The organism is Limimaricola cinnabarinus (assembly GCF_002723615.1).
In the GTDB taxonomy this organism is placed as follows: domain Bacteria; phylum Pseudomonadota; class Alphaproteobacteria; order Rhodobacterales; family Rhodobacteraceae; genus Limimaricola; species Limimaricola cinnabarinus_B.
The window spans coordinates 260,232-280,545 of the sequence record NZ_KZ304951.1 but is presented as its reverse complement, the minus strand read 5'-3'; the positions used below and the strand labels follow the sequence as shown (position 1 = coordinate 280,545).

Here is a 20,314-nt window from a genome sequence, read left to right as displayed (position 1 = left end):
TGGCGGCGACATGAGCCCTCGAATCCACCCTCTCTCTGCCTTGCCTGCCCTGATCGGGGTGGTGCTGCTGCTGCTTGCGGGCTGGGGCCTCGACGGTGACATGACAGGCCGGACGCCGGTCACGGCGCACCACGCCGAACATGCCGAACCAATGATTCCCCACGACACCTCCACCGACGCGGCCTGTGCCCTGATGTGTCTGGCGCAACGCCCGGTCTTCGGTGGCCCCGAGGGCTACCGCAAGCTGGCGCGCGTCGCCGACAGCCCGTCGATCACCGCCTGTCTCCTGCTTGGCGGCTGCGCGCCTGCGCCGCCCCAGAGGCCACCCAACTTCGTCTGACGCCCTTGTTCCCCCCGGCCTGCCGGGACCTTTCAAGCGCGGCGCGCCACGCCGCAAGGATGACAGACAGATGACCCAGATTTCACGCCGCGGCTTTCTTGCCGCCAGCGCGGCCATGGCCGCGACCCTTTCCATGCCCGGGGCCGTGCGCGCCCAGAACGCGCCGCTTGCCCTGCGCGCCGCGAGCCGCACGCTCGACATCGACGGGCGCGCCGCCACCGTCATGGGGCTTCTCGGCCCCGATGGCCGTCCCGGCCTGACCCTCGATCCCGGCCAGCGCTTTGCGGTCCGGCTCGAAAACCAGCTCGATGTCGAGACGCTGATCCACTGGCACGGGCAGATCCCGCCCAACGCGCAGGACGGCATTCCGCACCTGCCGATGCCGCCGCTCGCACCGGGCGAGAGCCGCGGCTACGACTTCGCACCGCTTGCCGGCACGCATTGGATGCATAGCCACATTCCGACTCAGGAACTCGGCATGCTTGCCGCGCCGCTGATCGTGCGGCGCGCCGAGGATCTCGCCGCCGACCGGCAGGAGGTGGTGCTGTTCCTGCAGGACTTCTCCTTCACCTCGCCCGAGGAGGTGATGGAACGGATCGTCTCCGGCACGGCCATGCAAGGGATGGATCATGGCGGCATGGGCCATGGCGGCATGGACCACGGTGGCATGGCGATGACTGCCGATCTCAATGATTACGACTTCGACGCCTACCTCGCGAACGACCGCACGCTGTCGGACCCCGAGGTGGTGCAGGTCGAACCGGGCGGGCGGATCCTCCTGCGGGTGATCAACGCCGCCGCCGCGACGAGTTTCTGGATCGAGACCGGCGCGGTCGAGGCGCGGCTGGTGGCGGTCGACGGCCATGCCGTGCAGCCGGTTGCCGGGCGTCGCTTCGGTGCGGCGATGGCGCAGCGGCTCGACATCGAGGTCGATCTGCCCTCGGGCGGAGCCTTCCCGATCCTCGCGCTGCGCGAGGGCGCGCGCGAGCGCACCGGGATCGTGTTGGCGAGCTTTGGTGCGGTGATCGACAAGATACCCGGCATCGCCCCCACCGCGGCGCCGGCTTTCGATCTCGACATGGCGCAGGAGCGGTCGCTCTGCGCCGTCGAGCCGTTGCCGGAGCGAGCCGTGGATCGGCGGCAGATGGTGATGCTGGGCGGGCAGATGCAGCCCTATGTCTGGACCATTGATGGCAAGCTCTGGAGCGAGCACCAGCCGGTCCCGGCCATCTCGGGCGAAAGGGTCGAGCTGACCTTCCACAACATGTCACCCATGGGCCACCCGATGCACCTGCACGGGCATGTGTTCCAGGTGGTGGAGGCGGCTGGCCAGCGCTTTTCGGGCGCGGTGCGCGACACGGTCTACGTCCCGCCGATGGCCTCCGTCACGGTCGCGCTCGACGCGGGCGAGGCGGCGCGCTGGATGCTGCATTGCCACCAGATGCCGCATCTGGCCTCGGGGATGATGACCGAGTTCGCGGTCACCGCAGGGTGAGCGTGTAACGGCCGCCCTTCAGGGGGCGGCCGTGGCCCGGCAGTGTCCGGCGGAAAGCGCGGTCCTCGGCGTCGATCCTGCCCTTCGCGAGGCCCATGCTGCCCCGCGCGGGCGGCCTGCCGGCAGGGGCAGAACGCGGGGCGGCAGGGGCGCGCCGAGCTCAGGCGGCGCAGTCGAGAAAGCCGCGATAGCCGACGCGCAGGCCTTCTTCGAGGTGAAACACCATCTCGGCCTCGGCGCGGCGCAGGCTGTCGTCTGTGTCGGTCCAGTCGGCGCCGGGGTCGGGCATGACGGAGATGTCGACGCCTTCGGCTGCGAACCGCGCGCCGTCATCCAGCGCCCCTGCGGCGACAGGCGAACCGGCAGCGAGCGGGATCAGCACGCCCGACAGCTTGATCGCACCGCTCTCGCCGGCCATGGCCAGCACCGGCTCGCCTTCATTGGTGCGGCGAAACTCGCAGGTCGCGTTGTTTCCCAGAGCGGTCTCGATCTCCCCGGGTTTCAGCCCCGCCACGTCGAGCCCGGCCAGCTGCGCCGAGCCCAGCGCCTCCTCGATGGTGCCCGTCTCGGCTGGCGCTTCGGATTCGCCCAGAGCCGGATCGGTGGCGATGCCGTTTTCCTCGATATCGGCGATCAGGTGGCGCATCTCGCCGATCTCCTTGCGCTGCGCGGCGATGATCTCGTCGGCGAGCTTGCGCACGCGCGGGTCGTCGATCTGCGCGCGCTCGGAGGTCATGATGGCGATCGAATGGTGCGGGATCATCGCCGCCATGTAGCTGGTGTCGTCCACCGTCTCCTGGCTGCGAATGAGCCACAGCGTCAGGCCGAACACCACGACGGCGCCCGCGTAGATCGCGATGTTGATCGCCTTGCTGGCATACATCGACAGCATGAAGCTGAGCATGATCACCGCCATCGCGGCACCCATCAAGAGCGCCATGTAGGTTCGCGTCTCGCTGAAGAAGACGTGCTCGAAGGCATAGGTGTTGATGTACATCAGCCCGAACATCACCACCGTCGAGGTCGCGATCATCGCGGCGAAGCGCCAGTAGGACATGGATACTCTCCTTTTCGTATCAGGGCCGGCGGTCGACCCTCCGGGCCATTCAGGGGCGGCCTGGGGCCGGCAGGTGGCGGTGCCGGAAACGGTCTCGCATGCCGCGCTGCCCGATCACGGCCCCGTGGGGCAGGGGGCGAAATACCCTCACCCGGTATGGCGGGAACCACCGTTCAAGCGTAGGGTTCCGAAGTCGGAGGCGAATGACATGCAGGAAAAGCAGAACAAGGCGGCGATCCAGAAGCGGCTGGCGCGGCTCGAGGGGCAGATCCGGGGGATCTCGCGCATGGTCGAGGACGACCGCTACTGCGTCGACATGCTGGCCCAGACCGCGGCCGTGCGCTCGGCGCTGAAGGCGGTCGAGCGGCTCCTGATCGAGGATCACACCAATCACTGCCTCGAAGCGGCGATCCTCTCGGGCGATCCGAACGAGCAGCGCACCAAGTTCCGCGAGATGGTCGCGCTGCTGGAGAAGGCGCGTGACTGATCCGCGAAACGATCCGGTGGCTCATGTCGTCGGGGCCGCATGATCCCGGCCATCCTCATATCAGCCGTCGTCGTGGCGCTGTGCAGCGCCATCCATTATTTCATGCTGAAACGGGTTTCTGATGCGATCGCGTCCGGCCCGGCCAATGCCCGGGGGCGTCATCTTTCCATGACGATCGGCGCGATCACCGTGGCGCATGTGATCGAGGCGCTGATCTACACCTTCGCCTTCGTCTGGGCGGTGCGGGGATTGCAGATCGGCGATCTGAGGCCGGCTGCCTCCGGCGCACCGGACCCGACCCTCATGGACTACTTCTATTTCTCGCTGGTCAATTTCACCACGCTGGGCCGCGGCGATCTGAACCCTGACGGTCATCTGCGCTTCATCACCGGGATCGAGGCGTTCCATGGCTTCCTGATGATCACCGCTTCGGGCTCCTTCATGCTTCAGGTGATGGGCGGCAAGGCGCCCCTCTCCGATGACGGCTGACCCGGTCCTGCCCGGCCCGGGGGCGGGCCCTCCGTCTTGGCAGCCCCGGTGTGAACCGAAAGAGCCAAAGACTGCTTGGGTCATTGTAACCGGTCAATCATGAGGCGAATGACATGCAGAGAAGACGGTTTCTGACACGACTGGCGGGGTTCGGTGCGGCCGGGGCATGGGCCCCCGGTCTGGTGCGGGCGCATGCGGGAGGCGAACTGCCGGAGCGGTTCCTGCCGCGCGAAGTCGACATCGCGCCGGGCATCCCCGCCGGGGAGATCCACGTCATGCCGGACGAGTTCGCGCTCTACTGGACGCTGCCCGAAGGCCGGGCGATCCGCTACAGCGTCGGCGTCGGACGCGACGACCTCTATCACGCGGGCAGTTTCGTCGTGCAGATGAAGAGGGAATGGCCAAGCTGGAAGCCGACCCCGGCCATGGTGCGGCGGGCGCCCGAGAAATACGAGAAATACGCCGAGGACGGCATGCCCGGCGGTCTCGACAACCCGCTCGGGGCGCGGGCGCTCTATCTCTTCGTCGATGGTCGGGACACATATCTGCGCATCCACGGCACCAACCAGCCCTCGACGATCGGTCAGGCGGTGTCGAATGGCTGCGCGCGGCTGGTGAACGACCACATCATCGAGCTCTACGAGAAGGTCCCCATGGGCACGAAGGTCTATCTCCATCCGAAGGCGGGAAACCCCTACAGCCCGGACCAGCACGGGATGGATCACCACAGCTGAACACGGCCCCCGGCCAACACCCCACGGGTGCTGACGGGGGGCAACCTGTATCGCCCTGGTCGGGGCCGAACGCCGCGCAAAGGCCGATGATCAGCACGAGGGCGGATTGGAGCACGCCGACGATCAGCCCGACATTCCGCCCCTCATGCCTGATGAAATCGAAGATGATGTCGCGGCGAGAGAGCGAGCCGGTCCGGTCCCCGCCGGGCGAGCCCGATCGGCAACCCGCCGAAGCCGGGATAGGTGACGGGAATGAAGGCACTTCCGGCCTCCGGCACCGTGGCCACGGCCATCCAGTTCACCAAAATGACCGCGAGCGGCCAAAGGCGCCCGCCGCGCAGCGGAGTGGAGCGGAGAGGGCCCTGCAGGACATGTAGGCAATGACCGGCAGGACCGGCGCCGTGAACCCGGCGAAGCGCCCGGCAGGCTCGATCCCATGGCCCCATCGCAGCGTCAGCAGCAGCGATTGCATGGCATGGAGCGCGATCACCGCGAAGAACAGCTGATGGGCCTTCTGGGACGGGTCATGCCTGCGGGCGAACCAGGCCGGGGCGGCCAGCAGGATCAGGCGGGCGAAAAGGGAAACGGGAACAAGCGGCATGGGGCCGCTCGATCAGGGATCGAATGCCGAAGACCTATGCCGGAACGCGTTTCAGGACGCAGCCTCGGGGCAGCGGGGAGCTGACGTTCTTTCCCCGCGGGTTTGAAGGGCGCTTCGGTCGGGAAGCGGATCAAGCTGCGAGATCCGGCTTTGCCTCCGTCAATTGTCCGGTGGCCGCAGCGCAACACCTAACCGCTTGGCCGCATCGAGCGCGGCCTCGCCGCGCAGCGGCCATGCTTGCGTCAGTCCTTCGATGATCACCAAGAGCGCGGTATCGGCCCCGTGCAGATCGGTCGCTGCTGCGGCTCTTGCCGCGACTTCTGCCTTGTGGCGCTCGAGAAGAGCGCGGAGAGGCTGACTTCCGGGTTCGGCGGCCACGGCGGCATGAAAGAGGCAGCCATGCGAAGCCTCGGTCGCCATCCAGTTGCCGATGCGGGTCAGGATCGTATCGAGCGCCTCTCCTGGCTCCTTTGGCAGGTCATCGAAGACACGGGCGAGATAGCGCTGGTGCCGGTTCTCCAGCGCCGCCAGCACCATCTCCGCCCGGGAAGGCGTGTATTTGTAGAGCGTGCGGAGGCTTACATCCGCAGCATCCCGCAGGTCTTCGACGCTGGGCTCGGCGAAGCCTCGGCTGGCAAAGGCGCGCTCAAGCCCCGCGGCTATCTTGCTCATCATATCACTCATGCTTGACGATGTAGAATGACCTCTCTACCTACGCAAGTAGAGCAATCATTCTACATTGGAGCATCCCCAAGTGACACTGCCTGAAACGATGAAAGCCGTCATCCTCACGGGCCATGGCGGGTTGGACAAGCTCGAATGGCGCGAGGACGTGCCGGTTCCGCGACCGGAAGCTGGCGAGGTACTGATCCGTGTGGGCGCGTCGGCGGTGAACAACACCGACGTCAACACCCGAACGGGCTGGTATTCGAAAGCGGTGCGGGGCGACACCGGTTCGGCCGCCGCGGAGGGCTATGCGGGCGCCTCCGATGCCGACGGCGCATGGTCCGGTGCGCTCAGCTTTCCGCGCATCCAGGGCGCGGACTGCTGCGGTGAGATCGTTGCGGTTGGTGACGGTGTGGAGGCTGCGCGGATTGGCCAGCGCGTGCTGGTACGGCCTATGCATCGTCCAACCGGCGCAGGACCGGATGCGCTTGTCACCTTCGGCTCGGAGCGCGATGGCGGCTTTGCCGAATATGCCACCATGGACGACGAACACGCGCTGCGGATCGACAGCCCGCTCACGGACATCGAACTTGCGTCATTTCCTTGTGCGTTCTCCACTGCCGAAGGCATGATCCAGCGCGCCGGACTGGGCGCCGAGCATGTGCTGATCACCGGGGCATCTGGCGGCGTCGGCTCGGCGGCGGTGCAACTCGCCAAGCGGCGAGGCGCGCATGTCACGGCTTCGACCAGCCCGGCCAAGATGGAAGCGCTGAAAACGCTCGGCGCCGATGCGGTGATGGACCGCGACGACGCTTATCCGGATGAAACCTTCGACGTGGTGCTCGACCTGGTGGGTGGGCCGCGCTGGCCCGAACTGCTCGATACGTTGGTCCCACGCGGTCGCTACGTGACATCGGGCGCTATTGCAGGGCCGATTGTCGAGCTTGATCTGCGGACGCTCTACCTCAAAGATCTGACACTGATTGGCAGCACTCGGCAGGACCCGCGCGTGTTCACTGATCTGATCAGCTACATTGAGGCGGGCGAGATCAAGCCCGTGATCGCCGAAACCTATCCATTGCGCGACTTGCACGCGGCGCAGACGGCATTCCTGGAAAAGTCGCACATGGGCAAGATCGGGGTGGCGGTCGCAGGCTGACCATCACGAGGATGGGATCGGGGCCAGGCCATCCGGAGGCCTGAAAGGGGTCATGGCATGACGCTTTTCAGGCATCTATCGGAGTGTCCAAGCAGGCGCACCACACCCGAGCATCTCCAAAGCCGTGAGGATATTCAGGGGGGTAGTGGCGGAGAGACAGGGACAATCCACCATTTTTCTAAGTCGTTGACTTAACTGGACATCCAAGCGCGAAGGTTGCTTTGGTGTCTCACATGACGCCCCACTTATTGATCGCAAGTACTGTTTCTGTCAACCGGCGGGTGTCGTATCGGGTGGCTCTCTATCCGCCTATAGGTGGGACGGATGCCGCCTTGGTTATCCATTCGTCCTATAGTGGGGGGCGGGTCGCGCCTCAGCGCGTCTTTGCCTTTATGCGTGGCCCGGATGCCGACCCACTTGGCGCTTCTTCTGTCCTATAGTGTTGCCGGGTTGCAAGGCGGGGCGTACCCCTGCCGCGCGGGCGGGGTATGGGGGAAGTTAACGCGTGCTATTATATGTATCGGGCCACGAAAAACTGTGTCAAAATTTTACGATGACTGATGAACCTAAGTCTGCACTTGCTTTGAAAGCCCAGGCATTGGCCGCAAAGTTGCCCAACCAAATTGGGGACAACTCATGGGCGTTTGAACCGTATCTGTCTGCATCAAACCCGGATGCGCAAAACCTCATAGACCTACTGATGGATGACGTATGCGCAGCGTGGATGGCGACTTTTTCCGTGCGCAAACCAAGCACCGACACGCAACAGAAGTTTTGGGACTGTGGTAGTGCAATTCTTGCGAACCTGATGCGGGCCAAGTGCAACAAATGGCCCACTACAATAGGTATGTACCGTAGCAAGGGGGCATTGGACCGGGAAAGGCGATACCGGCCCATGTATATGACCGCTGACCGGTTCAGGACCGTGCAAGACTGGCTTGTCAAATGTGGCCATATCGAATTGGTCAAAAAAGGTTATAATCTTCCGGGCGACAGTCAGACAAGCCGCTTTGCCTTGACGGAGGCAGGCGCAAAGGAACTGGAAGTCAAAGACTGGACCTTTGACGATTTCAAAGTGTACCGGGGGAGGGAAGCCGTTCGATTGAAAGATCATAATGACCGTCTGTGCGGCTATGACGACACACCCGAGATTGACGACCTTCGGGCGAGACTGGACGAAATCAACGCGAAGTTGGATACGATCGACATAGCAACGACCCGCCCCCTTACTATCCATGACCGAAAATCCGAATACCAAGGCCGCAAGGTTCGCCTGCACCGTGTATTCAATCGGGGCAACTTCGACCACGGTGGCAGGTTCTACGGCGGGTGGTGGCAGAACGTCAAAAGCAATGCACGGGCCAAGATCACTATAGACGGACAGCACACCATCGAAGCAGACTTCCGGGGCTTCAACCCGGCGGTGCTGTTAGCTGAGGCGGGCCAGTCTATACCGGAAGACCCTTATTCTCCCATCGTGGGGGCGAATGCACCCAAGGAGCTGCGGGACCATGCCAAGGCTACGCTTGCCGCCCTTCTCAACTCCAAGTCGGGCTCGACAGAAGAACCCCGCGACTTCAACAGCACTCGATGGGGAATGACGGCAGAGGACTTCCGTAACAAGGTACTGGACGCCTTTCCGATGGTGTCCGCCATGCTGGGCACCGACAAGGGCATGACGCTGCAACGGCTGGAAAGCGATTTGGCGGAAGAGATCATGCTGCACTTTGTCAGGCAGGGCCATGCGATCCTGCCCATACATGACGCCTTCATTGTGCAGGCCCATCTGGAAGGGGAACTGGTGCAGGTGATGAAGGACACCTTCAAGGCAAGGCTAGGGCAGGTTCCCCCAGTTAAAGTCACCCGGTCCTATGCCCTGCGCTGACCTGCCCCTGTAAACCCAATGTTCCCATTACTGGGGCAAATAAGGCTCGTGGTTCGTCGCGTCTGGATTTTCCCTGTCCCGTCAGGCACAAAGTGCGAAAAAACGAACACGGGGGCAACCATCCATGCAGAACCTTCTCGATGACCTCACGGAGCTTCTCCAAGCCGAACAGGCGTTCATCTCGGACGGGGCGATCCTCAAGAATGCTGTGATCGAGGCGGCGCTGAACATGGACGCACGGTTGCTGGAACTGCTGATGCAGTCCGACACGATCAAGGCGCATTTCTTCACCGAGGTGGCGGACGCGCTGGTCTTCGACAAGGTGAAGTTTCAGGATTTCGTGTCCAACAAGGCGTTCCTTCCCGACAGCTACACCGCCTTCAAGAACCGCATCGGCCTGACGGACGGGCGCGGCGACTACCTGAGCCAGTCGCGTGACGTGGTGCTGGCGTGGCCCTACAAGGATTGCGTGCTGGAAGGCGGCATGACGAAAGAGGACCGGGGCCGCAACGAAGTGTTCTGGAACACGACGCTGGCCCCGGACGACATCACGCGGCTGTTCGAACCCAAGGTGCTGACAGGGTGGCAACGCTGGGATGCCGAGGCCGTGGCGGAGGGCAAGGCCAAGCCCGTAGGGGACGTGTCTCAGGATGACAACCTGCTTATCAAGGGCAACAACCTGCTGGCGCTGCACTCGCTGAAGAAGCGGTATTCGGGTGAGGTGAAGCTGATCTATATCGACCCACCCTATAACACCGGCAATGACGGCTTCCGATATAATGATCGCTTCAACCATTCAGCGTGGCTGACCTTCATGCGAAACCGGCTGGAAGTGGCGAAGGAGTTGCTAAGTCGCGATGGCACAGTATTCGTCAACTTGGACGATGGCGAAGCACACTATGCTAAAGTGTTGATGGATGAGCTGTTTGGCCGGGATAACTTCATAGGGAATGTTATCTGGCAGAAGAAATATGCAAAGCAAAATGATGCGACTGGTTTTAGTCAAAGCCACGATCACCTCTTAGTATTCGTGAAAGACATCCAGTCAGTGGGGTTTAACCCTGTCGAGCGAGATGAGGGGCAACTCTCGAACTACAAGAATCCTGACAACGACCCGCGCGGACCTTGGCAATCTGTGGTCTACACATGCAACAAGACCGCCGATGAGCGCCCCAATCTTTTCTATCCGATCACCCATCCTCGCACTGGCAAAGAAGTCTGGCCGGAAAGATCGAGAGTGTGGGCTAGCGAACGTGAAACTACAATGAAAAACATTGAAGATGGGCGGTTGTGGTGGGGGCCAAATCACGAGATGGAAAAGCCCAGGAAGAAGTCGTTCTTGTCTGAAGTAAAGAGTGGTATTGTACCTGAGACGCTTTGGCTTCGAAGTTTTGCTGGCGACAATCAAGATGCGAAGCGTGAGGCAATGGCATTTGGGTTAGGGGACACATTTCCGACACCCAAGCCTGAAAAACTCATGCAGCGGATTATTGAGGTTACTACATCGCCGGGCGACCTTGTGCTTGACTTCTTTGTTGGTTCCGGGACTTTCGCCGCTGTCGCGGCAAAGATGCAGCGTCGATGGCTCGCTATTGAGCAAATGGACTATGTTCGCAAGTTGACCGCAGAACGCCTTAAGAAAGTCATCGAAGGCGAACAGGGCGGCATTTCCAAAGCCATCGAGTGGCAGGGCGGCGGATCGTTTGTTTATGCCGAACTCGCGGCTTCAAACTCTGCCTTTGCCGACCGGATCGAAGCAGCCCCGGATATGGCCGCGCTGCAAACCATCCATGCCGACATGCAGGCCACCGGCTATCTACGCTATGACGTGGACCTGAGCGCCTTCGATACCGATGACTTCGCAGCACTTCCGCTGGACGAGGCTAAGCGTGTGTTGATGGACTGCCTTGATGCCAACCACCTTTATGTCAATCTCGGCTCCCTTGGCGATGCGGACTTTGACATCTCCGACGAAGACGCCCGAGCTACACGCTCTTTCTATGGGCTGGACGCATGAGTCAGACCCTTACCGAACGCATCGACGCCGCTATTGAGTTTGCAGATCTTGAGTCTGCTATCCCGGATGCAATCACAGACAATCTGGCGAGCAATATCTCTCTAAGGCCCTACCAGCGAACGGCATTAGAGCGCTGGCTGATCTACATGGACAAATACAAGGCACGCCCCAAGGCGCCGCACCTGCTGTTCCACATGGCCACGGGCAGCGGCAAGACGGTGCTGATGGCGGCGCTGATCCTAGACCTTTACCGGCGCGGCTACCGCAACTTCTTGTTCTTCGTGAACTCTGCCCAGATCATCGAGAAAACGAAGGAAAACTTCCTCAACCCCGCATCGGCCAAGCACCTGTTCGCGCCCTCTGTGCGGATTGATGACAAGCCCGTGGACATCCGCGCGGTGGACACTTTCGACGCGGTGAACACGAACGCGATCAACATCCACTTCACCACCATTCAAGGGCTGCACACCCGGATGCAGGCCCCGAAAGAGAACGCAGTCACCATCGAGGACTTCCGCGACTACAAGGTGGTGATGATCTCGGACGAAGCGCACCACCTGAACGCCGAGACCAAGAGCAAGGACAAGCTGACCAAGGACGAAGCGAAGGAAAAGGCCAGTTGGGAAGGCACGGTATCCGAGATTTTCCGCCAGCATCCCGAGAACATGCTGTTGGAGTTTACCGCGACCGTGGACCTGAGCAATGACGCGATCCGGGCGAAGTATGCCGACAAGATACTGTACGACTATTCGCTGCGGCAGTTTCGGGAAGACGGCTATTCCAAGGACATCGAGTTGCGGCAGGCCGATTTGCCGCCGGAGGCCCGGATGATGCAGGCGATGGTTCTGAGCCAGTACCGCCGCAAGGTGGCCGAGTCGCACGGGCTGCATTGCAAGCCGGTGATCCTGATGAAGTCGAAGACGATCAAGGACAGCGGCGATAACGAGGCCGCGTTTACGGCGATGGTGGCCGGGCTGACGGGCGAGGCGCTGGACGCGCTCAGGGCGGCCTCTGAGGGCGATGAAACGCTTTCGCGGGCCTTTACCTTCATCATGGACGAAAGGGCCATGAGCGGCGCGGATTTCGCCCGTGAGCTACAGGGGGATTTTGCGCCCGAGAAGGTGGTGAACGTCAACAACCCCAAGGATTTGGAAAACAGACAGATCGAGTTGAACGCCTTGGAGGACCGAGGCAACGAGATACGGGTGATCTTTGCCGTCGATAAGCTGAACGAAGGCTGGGACGTGCTGAACCTGTTCGACATCGTGCGCCTGTACGATACCCGTGACGGCAAGGCCAATAAGGTGGGCAAGACCACGATGGCCGAGGCGCAGTTGATCGGGCGCGGGGCGCGGTACTTTCCCTTCATAGCCCCAGACCAGCCCGACGCGGCACGGGAAAAGCGCAAGTACGACAGTGCGGTGGACACGCCCCTGCGCATCTTGGAGGAACTGCATTACCATTGCTCGCACAATCCCAAGTACATCCAAGACATCCGCAACGCTCTGCGTGAAACCGGGATGCTGGACGACACGGCCCGGACGGTGCGGCTACGGCTTAAGGACAGCTTCAAGCAAACCTCCCTATATGTGAGGGAATACGTCTGGACGAATGATCGGGTGCGCAACCCGCGCGACGGTGTGGCCGGGCTGGACGCCTACAAGATCGAAGGCCCGTTCACATATCCCAACCTAATGACAGGCCGGGTGACGGAAGCCTCTGCCTTTGGCGGTGGACAGTTGACGCTGAAACCGTCGAGCAAGGAACCTGTGTCCCGCGACTTCAAGCTGGCCGATTTCGGCAGGGCCATTCTAGGCTTTGCGATGGACGCCAACGACTTCTTCCACTTCGCCAACCTGCGCGACTACTTCCCGCAACTTGCCAGCTCCTCACAGTTTGTTACCTCTGTCACCTATCTGGGCGGCGTGATAGTGAGCGTACGCGGCTTGCCCGATGACTTAGACAACCTGACTGCGCGGCAAAAGCTGGACATCGCGCAATACGTTCTGCACCAGATCGAAAGCGGCGTGAAACGCGAAAGTGTCGAGTATATCGGCACCAAGGACTTCAAGCCCTATCCCATCAAGGACCGCTTCACCGACAAGGTGCTGAAACTGCGGATCGAAGGCGAGACCGGGCAAAGCTGGACCGAAAGCAACGTTCCAGGGCTGGACCAGATCGACCTGAGCGGCAAAGACTGGCACGCCTATGACGACAGCTACGGGACCGATCAGGAAAAGCACTTCATCAAATACATTCACGATCAAGAAGCCTGGTTGCGCGGCGTTTATGATGACTTCTACCTGCTGCGGAACGAGAAGGCGGTGAAGCTGTACGACTTCGACACCGGACGCGCCTTTGAACCCGACTTCGTTCTGTTTTTGAGGAAGAAGGACGAGGAAGCCAGCACGATCTTGCAGCTATTCATCGAGCCGAAGGGCGACCAGTTGCGCCCGCAAGACGACTGGAAGCAGGGCTTTCTTGAGCAAGTGAAAACCAAGGCCCGACTTGAAACGGTTTTCCAAGGCCGTGACTATACCGTTCTTGGACTGCCCTTCTTCAATGAGACGGGGCAGACCAATACCGACTTCAAAGCCGCATTCGAGACTGAGGCGCTGGACGTATAGTCTGATCTTGCCTGTCTATATGTCTGGACCTGCCTATGTGTGCGGGACTGATGGTCTAAGGAATGGTTCCCCATTACTGGGGCAAATAAGATTACTGGGGCAAATAAGCCGGGGTCGGTGCAGGCTCAGTCCGACATCTTCGCCAGCCTGCCCACGATCTCGGTCGGATCGAAGCCCAGAACCTCGCCCAGCTTGACCAGTTCCACCACATCCACGCGCCGTTGACCGCTTTCCAGCCGCGCGATGAAGGACTGATAGACCTTCATCCTCTCCGCAAGTTCCACCTGTTTCAAGCCTGCCTCGGCCCGCTTCTCGGCAAGATAGTGGATAAAAGCATCATGCCTTTGATCTTCAAGAGTTTTAGGCATGAATGCCCCATGCTGTTGCACTGGGCGCGTTGACTATTTCTCAAAACTGGATATCTAAAATTCAGATGCAAACAAGGACACGTTCAATGACATCCCAAGACGCCAGCCGAAGGCCACGCGGTTTGGCCCGCTGGCTTTTGTCAGCATTCCTTGTGGCTGTTCCTGCTGCGAGTGCTGTCGCAGATGAATGGCTGTCCGTTCACAACTGGCCTGTGCCACCTTCCGACCACCGTACAACCATCGCTATCAGTCAAAATCCGGACGGCTTTGTCGCTGGGTTTTATCGTGACGTTGACCGCCGGGTTCGTATCTACTTAGCTCTTCCCGAAGAAAACCCGGAACGCTTGATAAGTTCGGGTTTGGTAGCTCTGTATCGTGGCAATGAAGGTCGCGGCTCAGACATCAAACTGCCTGATACGCTGAACCCGAAGGAAACGGGCTTCACGGACGGCCGAACTGTCACTGGCAGTATTTGGCACGGCGACGGTCCGACAGCGTATGCAGGGACGTTTCGTGACATTCTGAATAGTAAGACGCTTTGCGCTAGGTTTTTCACATTCAGTGGCCAGCAAGATACTTGCTGGGATTTGTCCGGGCTGCACAATGCCGTTGAGGATGCCATACAAATCACGGCTGCCGTGTCACCCGAGGATCAGGCATGGCATGAGTTAAGAGCCGCCGTAGCGATAAGCGGTATGAGCAGATGTACGCCCGCGAACCACCTTTCTTGCACGCCTATTTTCGACCATTGCTTTGCCCGCTTTGAACAGCACAAAGACGTTGCAATGTTCAATGATTGCATGGCCGTAGTAGAATAGCCTTGCGCGTCAGATGTAGCTGATCGCTTTGCCTACATGGTGGAAGGGGCCATGCGGGATGGCCCCACTCCGTCATTCTGGCCTTCGGCAGACGATTGGTGCTGTAAGCCTAACGCGCGGTGATTTTCTCTATGGCGTCTTTCTTCTGGGCCAGCGTGTAGCCCTCGCCAAAGTACCCGTCTGTGACGGTGTCGCGCTCGTGCCCGACGATCTCTTGCACAAGTGACAACTCAATACTGGCTTGTCGCATCCGGGTAATGGCAGTGTGGCGCAGGCTGTGGAAGACAAGACCGTCTTCCTTCATGCCGATCTTGGTAAGGAAGGTGCCAAACCAGCGACCCAGATTGCGGCCATAGCCTTCCTTGGTGTTGTGTGTGAACGAGATGAACAAGCGGGATTGCTTGGCGCAGCCTTCGACCCATTCGAGAAAGCCAAGCCGGATCAACTCCGAATGGACGGGCACCCGGCGTTTGGCGGCAGGCGATTTCAGGCTTTTCTTCTCACCATCCGCGTTGATGTCAATATACCAGATACCGCCCTCCTTCTGTACATCAGACGGCACCAGTTGCGCAACTTCCCGCAAGCGTGCCCCGGTAAACATGGCGAGAAGCGTTCCCCACCTGTGATCGTCTTTCTTGACCAACCCGGAACGATTTTCAGTCAACTCGGCGTAGAGGCTCGAAAACTGTTCCTTGCTGTACGCCTTGCGCTTCTCGGCGGCTTGCTTGGCCTTCGCTACCTTCATGCCGACGAACAACTTGTGAGGCGCGCGCCCATGCCGTTCCGCCCAGTCCCAGAAACGGCGGAACATGTCGATGTAACTATTCACGGTCTTCACGCCCATCTTGGGCAGGCCGGGAACGGCGATGGCGTCCTGCAAACTCAGGTCGCGGGTTTCGGGCTTGGTCTTGCGGTTGGCGGGTAGGGCCTGCACCAGCTTTTTCATGTCAGCGGCGTCTTGGCGGCTGATCTGGTCCATCGGGCGATCCGGTCCAAAATGCTCCACCAGCAGGGCAAGGTAGGCATCCGCCTTGTTCCGCATCTCCTGCGACCATTGCGGCCCATGTTCGGCTTTGAAATCCGCGATGGTTGCGCTCAGAGACGCAGAGCGGGCCTGTGGTGGCTTCGGCGCGGTCTGGGCGGGTTCGGTGAAAGAATAGCCCTCAAGACTCTCAGCGGCGCTCAGAACGTCTCGGAGCATGTCCCGGCGGCCCTTCCTCAGTTCAACCGCTATCTGGGGAAGGCTGGCGTCCCATGACGCGTCGGAAACTTCCATACGGCGCTTGAACCGGGCGATAGGTAGATACTGCGGATGCACCGATTGAAGGTCGACCAAGCAATCATGGTCTAGCATTTCCTCGCGGGCATCGGCCAAAGCGTTCTTGGACAGGCCACGCTTATCTAGCCAGTCCAGATACTGGTCCAATTGCGCCTTGAAGTAGTCTGTGACCTTCTGGCGTATCTCGTTTTGTCTGAGCCTTGTCAAAGTCTCGTCGTCCCGAACCAATCGGCCACAGGATGCAAGATAGCGGGCCAGGTCGCCAGCCCTATCAGGGCATTTAGTTCTTAACGAAAGCCTTACGGTTCTGCGGGCTTGACCCTCAGCAACGGGCAAAGGCCAGCGAAAATAGTAGATGCCGTGTCTTGATGGGGAAAGGTAGGCTGACAACTTCATGGGCTAGTGCTCCACTTGGTGTCGCACTTGCTGCCCGAAGTCTTAAGTCATTGATTTTAGACCATTTGGCGGAGAGACAGGGATTCGAACCCTGGGAACCCGTGAAGGCTCAACGGTTTTCGAGACCGCCCCGTTCGACCACTCCGGCACCTCTCCGCGGTCTGTGGGGCGTTTAGCCAGTGGCGCGGGCGGGCGCAAGTCCCGGATGGCGGAAATTTCGCAAACTTCGCGCGACCGTCGCGTCAAGCCGCACGGATCTGTTGGAATGGCGCGGCCATGCGCCTATCACCGGGTGATGTCACCGGGAGACCAAAGCCATGCCTGTCCGCGCAAGCCTTCTGACCGTCCTTGCCACCGTGGCCGCGATCGCCGCCTTGCCCGCCGCGGCCCTGCCGGCGCAGCAGCTCGACAGGCTGGTCGAGGCGTTGGCGCTCGATGAGGTCACCGAGGTGATGCGCGAGGAGGGGGTGGCCTATGGTGCCGAGCTGGGCGCCGAGCTGTTCGATGGCGACGAAACCGGCTGGGCGGCGCAGGTCGCGCGGATCTACGATGCCGATGCGATGCGCGACGCGCTGGCGCAGGGGCTCGCCGAGGGGCTGGTGGACCAGCCGATCGGCCCGATTCTCGAATTCTTCGAGGAGGGGCCCGGCGCGCGGCTGGCGCGGCTCGAGGCGTCGGCCCGGCGCGCCATGCTCGATCCGCATGTCGAAGCGGATGCCGAGCGGATGGCGGCGCGGGCGATGCATGACGAGACCGCGCGTTTCGCGCTCATCGACGGCTTCGTCGAGGCCAATGACCTGATCGAGGCCAATGTGGCCGGGGCGCTGAACTCCAGCTTCGCCTTCTCGCAGGGGCTGCTCGATGGCGGCGCCTTTGGCGGCGCGGTGGACGAGGCGGCGCTGCTCGGCGATGTCTGGGCCCAGGAGCCGCAGATCCGGCGCGACACGACCGAGTGGCTCTATGCCTTCCTCAACCTCGCCTACGGCCCGGCCCCGGCCGAGGACCTGCAGGCCTATATCGCCTTTTCCGAGGAGCCGGCCGGGCGCGCGCTCAACCGGGCCCTGTTTTCGGCCTATGACGAGATGCTGATCGGCATCTCGCGCGAACTGGGGCTGAGTGCTGCGCGGTTGATGGCGGGCCAGCGCATCTGATCAGCGCCCCCAGAGCAGCAGCGAGGTGACCAGCGCGCCCGGATTGGCCTCGTAGAGCTCGAGATCGCCCGAAAGCTGCAGCCGCCGGGCCGGGCGGTCCGCGGCCGGAACGCCCGCCGCGTCGAAGGCCCGTTCGAGCGCGGGGCCGCCACCGGCGGCGATGTCGGACATCACCGGCTCGAAGGCCCCCTTGACGGCAAGCTCGACCGCGCCGCGGCGGGCATTGTCCTGCGCCTGGGCGGGCAGGAGCGTCGGGCGAAGCCCGGGCAGCGCATTGGGAGACGTGCCGGGCGCGCAGGCGGACAGCGTGGCGGGCAGGGCGGCGAGCAGGGCGAGGATCAGCGGGCGCATGGGGCTCCTTTCGCGGGGGTTGACTTGGGCCATCGCCTCGCCGATAAGCCCGCATCCCGGCAAGACCCCTTGTCTCGGGATGAGCGGCTATCCGCAAGGCGGCCGCGGATTTTCAACGATTGCCCCGATCGGGGCGCGCCGTCCGACGGTGGGGCATCCGCCCCGCAACGCCCCGCAAGGGGGACCCAAGCGACGCGGTATACGAAGGAACGACAGATGTTTGCGGTTCTCAAGACCGGCGGCAAGCAGTACAAAGTGGCCTCGGGCGATGTGCTCCGGGTCGAAAAGCTGGCCGCCGAGGCGGGTGACACCGTCCAGTTCAACGATATCCTGATGATCGGCGACGCCATCGGCGCGCCCCTCGTCGAAGGTGCCGGCGTGCAGGCCGAGGTGATCGACCAGATCAAGGGCGAGAAGGTCATCAACTTCGTGCGCCGCCGCCGGAAGCACTCGTCCAAGCGCACCAAGGGCCACCGTCAGCAGCTGACGCTGATCCGCGTCACCGAGCTGCTGGCCGAAGGCGCCGACAAGTCGGGCGTGAAGGCCGCCCTGGGTGCCGCTTCCGCGCCGCGCTCGGCCGAGGCCGCCCCGGCCGCGAAAGCCGCTCCCGCTGCCGCTTCGGGCGACGACCTCAAGAAGCTGTCGGGCGTCGGCCCGGCGCTCGAGAAGAAGCTCAATGCCGCCGGCATCACCAGCTTCGCCCAGATCGCCGGCTGGTCGGAGGCGGACATCGCCCGCTACGACGAAGAGCTTGGCCTCAAGGGCAAGATCGAGAAAGAGGGCTGGGTCGCCCAGTCCCAGGACCTCAAGGCCTAAGGAGAGAGACACATGGCACATAAAAAAGCAGGCGGCTCCTCCCGCAACGGGCGCGACAGCGCCGGACGCCGTCTCGGCGTCAAGAAGTTCGGCGGCGAGGCCGTGATCCCGGGCAACATCATCATGCGCCAGCGCGGCACCAAGATGTGGCCGGGCCAGGGCGTCGGCATGGGCCGCGACCACACCATCTTCGCGACCGAAGAGGGCCGCGTGACCTTCCACAAGGGTCTCAAGGGCCGCACCTTCATCTCGGTGCTCCCGGTTGCCGAGGCCGCGGAGTAACCGCCGGCCCTTCAGCTGAAGACCAAAGCGCGGGGGATCGGTGACACACCGGTCCCCCGTTCGCATTATGGACACAAGTTTCGCCTAGCATGGCGACCGAAGAGCCCCGGCGCAGAACCGGGGCCCGAGCAGCAGGGAAGCGGAGGAGGCGGCCCATGAAGAGCAACGATATCCAGGTCAGCGAAGGACAGCCCGTCATCACGGCAGAGCGTTTCAAGCTTCGGCCCTTGCGCCGCTCCGACGAGGGGCTGATCGCGCATTACGGCGCCGATCCGCGGGTCGCGCGTGGCACCCGTTCGATCCCGCATCCGCTGCCGCCGGGCACGGTGACGCAGCTGATCGAGCGGGCGCAGCGCCCCGACCGGACCGAGGATGTCTGGGCCATCGACGGCTCCGAGAACCAGCTCGCCGAGGTGCTCGGCCTCGTCACGCTGACCCGCATGGATCGCGGCCAGTCCGAGGTGCATTACTGGGTCGCGCCGGCCTTCTGGAACACCGGCTTCGCCTCCGAGGCGCTGCGCGCGCTGATCGCGGCCAACCCGCATGGCGCGGCGCAGATCTTTGCCGAGGTGTTTCAGGACAACGCCGTCTCGGCCCGCGTGCTGACCAATTGCGGCTTCGAGTATCTCGGCGATGCCGAGGCCTATTCGGTCGCGCGCGGGGCCACCGCGCCGACCTGGACCTATGCCCTGAAGATCGAGTGATGACAGCAGAACTGAAGACCGAACGCCTGCATCTTCGGCCGGTGCGCATGGAGGATGCGGGCGTGATCCACGCCACGCTGCAGGACATCGAGATCGCGCGCTGGCTCAGCCGCGTGCCTTACCCCTATGGCCCCGGCGATGCCGAATGGTTCGCGGGCGAGGTCGAGGCGGGCCGCATCCCGGCCTATGCCGTGCTCGACGATGCGGGCTTTGCCGGCGTGATCGCGATCGACCCGACGCTGGGCTACTGGTTCGCGCGCGACCGCTGGGGCCGGGGCTATGCCACCGAAGCCGGGCGGGCGCTCCTGACCGCGCATTTCGCCGATCCGAGCGTGGAGCTGGTCGAGGCGGGCTATTACGACGAGAACCCCGGCTCGGGCCGGGTGCTCGAAAAGCTCGGCTTCGAGCCGGTGGGGCCGCAGATGCTGCCCTCGCCGGTGCTGGGCCATGACGTGCCGGGCCAGAAGGTGCGGCTCACCCGCGCGCGCTGGGAAGCGCGCCGCGAAGAGGCCCGCCGCGCCTCCTGATCCATCGTCCGGCGCGGGGCACAGGCCCGCGCCGGATGCCCGCCCTTGAGAAGGGCGGCCTGATC

General features: G+C 62.4%; 21 protein-coding genes and 1 tRNA gene. 15 read left to right on the top strand and 7 right to left on the bottom strand.

All coding sequences use genetic code 11. From position 1 onward, the window contains the following. Window positions 1–61: 61 nt before the first annotated feature. Together CJ301_RS01345 and CJ301_RS01340 are read left to right on the top strand one after the other, a co-directional pair. Entirely contained in the window at window positions 62–340 is a 279-nt protein-coding gene (locus CJ301_RS01345) for a hypothetical protein (RefSeq protein ID WP_162620385.1), read from the top strand. Window positions 341–410: 70 nt separating this feature from the next. Continuing rightward, window positions 411–1,835: a multicopper oxidase family protein gene (locus CJ301_RS01340; RefSeq protein WP_099273446.1), complete on the top strand. Its 1,425-nt coding sequence runs from the start codon at window positions 411–413 to the stop codon at window positions 1,833–1,835. Between the two features lie 160 nt (window positions 1,836–1,995). Here the strand turns inward: CJ301_RS01340 and CJ301_RS01335 are convergent, their stop codons facing one another. Continuing rightward, on the bottom strand, window positions 1,996–2,892 hold the full coding sequence (locus CJ301_RS01335) for a DUF305 domain-containing protein (protein WP_099273444.1): 897 nt from the start codon (window positions 2,890–2,892) through the stop codon (window positions 1,996–1,998). 208 nt (window positions 2,893–3,100) lie between these two features. Here CJ301_RS01335 and CJ301_RS01330 point away from each other — a divergent pair, with 208 nt between their 5' ends. The 3 genes from CJ301_RS01330 (at window position 3,101) to CJ301_RS01320 (ending at window position 4,602) form a co-directional block, all read left to right on the top strand. Continuing rightward, window positions 3,101–3,379 (top strand): metal-sensitive transcriptional regulator, encoded by a 279-nt coding sequence (locus CJ301_RS01330; RefSeq protein ID WP_099273443.1) that lies wholly within the window; start codon window positions 3,101–3,103, stop codon window positions 3,377–3,379. A gap of 39 nt (window positions 3,380–3,418) precedes the next feature. Next, window positions 3,419–3,868 carry an ion channel gene (locus CJ301_RS01325; RefSeq protein WP_099273441.1) on the top strand — a complete coding sequence of 150 codons (450 nt, stop codon included), beginning with the start codon at window positions 3,419–3,421 and terminating at the stop codon, window positions 3,866–3,868. A 113-nt stretch (window positions 3,869–3,981) separates the two neighbouring features. Continuing rightward, window positions 3,982–4,602 (top strand): L,D-transpeptidase, encoded by a 621-nt coding sequence (locus CJ301_RS01320; RefSeq protein ID WP_173812303.1) that lies wholly within the window; start codon window positions 3,982–3,984, stop codon window positions 4,600–4,602. Window positions 4,603–4,900: 298 nt separating this feature from the next. Here CJ301_RS01320 and CJ301_RS01315 read toward each other — a convergent pair whose 3' ends face one another. Next, window positions 4,901–5,203 (bottom strand): hypothetical protein, encoded by a 303-nt coding sequence (locus tag CJ301_RS01315; protein WP_099273438.1) that lies wholly within the window; start codon window positions 5,201–5,203, stop codon window positions 4,901–4,903. Between the two features lie 159 nt (window positions 5,204–5,362). After that, the gene (locus CJ301_RS01310; protein ID WP_254050027.1) at window positions 5,363–5,875 is read right to left on the bottom strand and encodes a TetR/AcrR family transcriptional regulator; all 513 of its coding nucleotides are present in this window, start codon (window positions 5,873–5,875) and stop codon (window positions 5,363–5,365) included. 100 nt (window positions 5,876–5,975) lie between these two features. On the opposite strand from CJ301_RS01310, the gene CJ301_RS01305 reads away from it, so the two are divergent. The 4 genes from CJ301_RS01305 (at window position 5,976) to CJ301_RS01290 (ending at window position 13,557) form a co-directional block, all read left to right on the top strand. Continuing rightward, window positions 5,976–7,028 carry an alcohol dehydrogenase family protein gene (locus CJ301_RS01305; RefSeq protein ID WP_099273434.1) on the top strand — a complete coding sequence of 351 codons (1,053 nt, stop codon included), beginning with the start codon at window positions 5,976–5,978 and terminating at the stop codon, window positions 7,026–7,028. A gap of 553 nt (window positions 7,029–7,581) precedes the next feature. Then, window positions 7,582–8,913, top strand: coding sequence for a hypothetical protein (locus CJ301_RS01300; RefSeq protein ID WP_162620384.1), 1,332 nt, complete (start codon window positions 7,582–7,584; stop codon window positions 8,911–8,913). A gap of 124 nt (window positions 8,914–9,037) precedes the next feature. Next, window positions 9,038–10,930, top strand: a complete 1,893-nt coding sequence (locus CJ301_RS01295; RefSeq protein ID WP_099273430.1) for a DNA methyltransferase — start codon at window positions 9,038–9,040, stop codon at window positions 10,928–10,930. Beyond that, a complete protein-coding gene (locus CJ301_RS01290) occupies window positions 10,927–13,557 on the top strand; it encodes a DEAD/DEAH box helicase family protein (RefSeq protein WP_099273428.1) in 2,631 nt (876 codons plus the stop codon). Before CJ301_RS01295 ends, CJ301_RS01290 begins: the two co-directional genes overlap by 4 nt. 125 nt (window positions 13,558–13,682) lie before the next feature. On the opposite strand, the gene CJ301_RS01285 is transcribed toward CJ301_RS01290, so the two are convergent. Beyond that, complete coding sequence (locus CJ301_RS01285; protein WP_254050026.1) at window positions 13,683–13,946, bottom strand: helix-turn-helix domain-containing protein; 264 nt, start codon at window positions 13,944–13,946, stop codon at window positions 13,683–13,685. Window positions 13,947–14,011: 65 nt separating this feature from the next. Between CJ301_RS01285 and CJ301_RS18555 the strand changes: the two genes are divergently transcribed. Then, entirely contained in the window at window positions 14,012–14,743 is a 732-nt protein-coding gene (locus CJ301_RS18555) for a hypothetical protein (protein ID WP_162620383.1), read from the top strand. A 109-nt stretch (window positions 14,744–14,852) separates the two neighbouring features. Here the strand turns inward: CJ301_RS18555 and CJ301_RS01280 are convergent, their stop codons facing one another. Together CJ301_RS01280 and CJ301_RS01275 are read right to left on the bottom strand one after the other, a co-directional pair. Further along, window positions 14,853–16,169: a site-specific integrase gene (locus CJ301_RS01280; RefSeq protein WP_254050025.1), complete on the bottom strand. Its 1,317-nt coding sequence runs from the start codon at window positions 16,167–16,169 to the stop codon at window positions 14,853–14,855. A gap of 315 nt (window positions 16,170–16,484) precedes the next feature. Next, window positions 16,485–16,574 (bottom strand) — tRNA-Ser (locus tag CJ301_RS01275). 161 nt (window positions 16,575–16,735) lie between these two features. Between CJ301_RS01275 and CJ301_RS01270 the strand changes: the two genes are divergently transcribed. Next, a complete protein-coding gene (locus tag CJ301_RS01270; RefSeq protein WP_099273422.1) occupies window positions 16,736–17,569 on the top strand; it encodes a hypothetical protein in 834 nt (277 codons plus the stop codon). Here the strand turns inward: CJ301_RS01270 and CJ301_RS01265 are convergent, their stop codons facing one another. After that, window positions 17,570–17,920: a hypothetical protein gene (locus CJ301_RS01265; protein WP_099273420.1), complete on the bottom strand. Its 351-nt coding sequence runs from the start codon at window positions 17,918–17,920 to the stop codon at window positions 17,570–17,572. A 216-nt stretch (window positions 17,921–18,136) separates the two neighbouring features. Here CJ301_RS01265 and CJ301_RS01260 point away from each other — a divergent pair, with 216 nt between their 5' ends. From CJ301_RS01260 to CJ301_RS01245, 4 genes are all read left to right on the top strand, one after another. Continuing rightward, on the top strand, window positions 18,137–18,736 hold the full coding sequence (locus CJ301_RS01260) for a 50S ribosomal protein L21 (protein ID WP_099273418.1): 600 nt from the start codon (window positions 18,137–18,139) through the stop codon (window positions 18,734–18,736). Window positions 18,737–18,748: 12 nt separating this feature from the next. After that, entirely contained in the window at window positions 18,749–19,018 is a 270-nt protein-coding gene (gene rpmA / locus CJ301_RS01255; protein WP_090109457.1) for a 50S ribosomal protein L27, read from the top strand. 155 nt (window positions 19,019–19,173) lie between these two features. Beyond that, entirely contained in the window at window positions 19,174–19,722 is a 549-nt protein-coding gene (locus CJ301_RS01250; RefSeq protein WP_099273415.1) for a GNAT family N-acetyltransferase, read from the top strand. Then, complete coding sequence (locus CJ301_RS01245; protein WP_099273413.1) at window positions 19,722–20,249, top strand: GNAT family N-acetyltransferase; 528 nt, start codon at window positions 19,722–19,724, stop codon at window positions 20,247–20,249. Before CJ301_RS01250 ends, CJ301_RS01245 begins: the two co-directional genes overlap by 1 nt. The last annotated feature ends 65 nt before the right edge of the window (window positions 20,250–20,314 follow it).

Coding starts and splice junctions, on each gene's coding strand:
- CJ301_RS01340 (WP_099273446.1), top strand. CDS start 411: ATGACCCAGATTTCACGCCGCGGCTTTCTTGCCGCCAGCGCGGCCATG.
- CJ301_RS01335 (WP_099273444.1), bottom strand. CDS start 2,892: ATGTCCTACTGGCGCTTCGCCGCGATGATCGCGACCTCGACGGTGGTG.
- CJ301_RS01330 (WP_099273443.1), top strand. CDS start 3,101: ATGCAGGAAAAGCAGAACAAGGCGGCGATCCAGAAGCGGCTGGCGCGG.
- CJ301_RS01325 (WP_099273441.1), top strand. CDS start 3,419: ATGATCCCGGCCATCCTCATATCAGCCGTCGTCGTGGCGCTGTGCAGC.
- CJ301_RS01320 (WP_173812303.1), top strand. CDS start 3,982: ATGCAGAGAAGACGGTTTCTGACACGACTGGCGGGGTTCGGTGCGGCC.
- CJ301_RS01315 (WP_099273438.1), bottom strand. CDS start 5,203: ATGCCGCTTGTTCCCGTTTCCCTTTTCGCCCGCCTGATCCTGCTGGCC.
- CJ301_RS01310 (WP_254050027.1), bottom strand. CDS start 5,875: ATGAGCAAGATAGCCGCGGGGCTTGAGCGCGCCTTTGCCAGCCGAGGC.
- CJ301_RS01305 (WP_099273434.1), top strand. CDS start 5,976: ATGAAAGCCGTCATCCTCACGGGCCATGGCGGGTTGGACAAGCTCGAA.
- CJ301_RS01300 (WP_162620384.1), top strand. CDS start 7,582: ATGACTGATGAACCTAAGTCTGCACTTGCTTTGAAAGCCCAGGCATTG.
- CJ301_RS01295 (WP_099273430.1), top strand. CDS start 9,038: ATGCAGAACCTTCTCGATGACCTCACGGAGCTTCTCCAAGCCGAACAG.
- CJ301_RS01290 (WP_099273428.1), top strand. CDS start 10,927: ATGAGTCAGACCCTTACCGAACGCATCGACGCCGCTATTGAGTTTGCA.
- CJ301_RS18555 (WP_162620383.1), top strand. CDS start 14,012: ATGACATCCCAAGACGCCAGCCGAAGGCCACGCGGTTTGGCCCGCTGG.
- CJ301_RS01270 (WP_099273422.1), top strand. CDS start 16,736: ATGCCTGTCCGCGCAAGCCTTCTGACCGTCCTTGCCACCGTGGCCGCG.
- CJ301_RS01265 (WP_099273420.1), bottom strand. CDS start 17,920: ATGCGCCCGCTGATCCTCGCCCTGCTCGCCGCCCTGCCCGCCACGCTG.
- CJ301_RS01260 (WP_099273418.1), top strand. CDS start 18,137: ATGTTTGCGGTTCTCAAGACCGGCGGCAAGCAGTACAAAGTGGCCTCG.
- rpmA (WP_090109457.1), top strand. CDS start 18,749: ATGGCACATAAAAAAGCAGGCGGCTCCTCCCGCAACGGGCGCGACAGC.
- CJ301_RS01250 (WP_099273415.1), top strand. CDS start 19,174: ATGAAGAGCAACGATATCCAGGTCAGCGAAGGACAGCCCGTCATCACG.
- CJ301_RS01245 (WP_099273413.1), top strand. CDS start 19,722: ATGACAGCAGAACTGAAGACCGAACGCCTGCATCTTCGGCCGGTGCGC.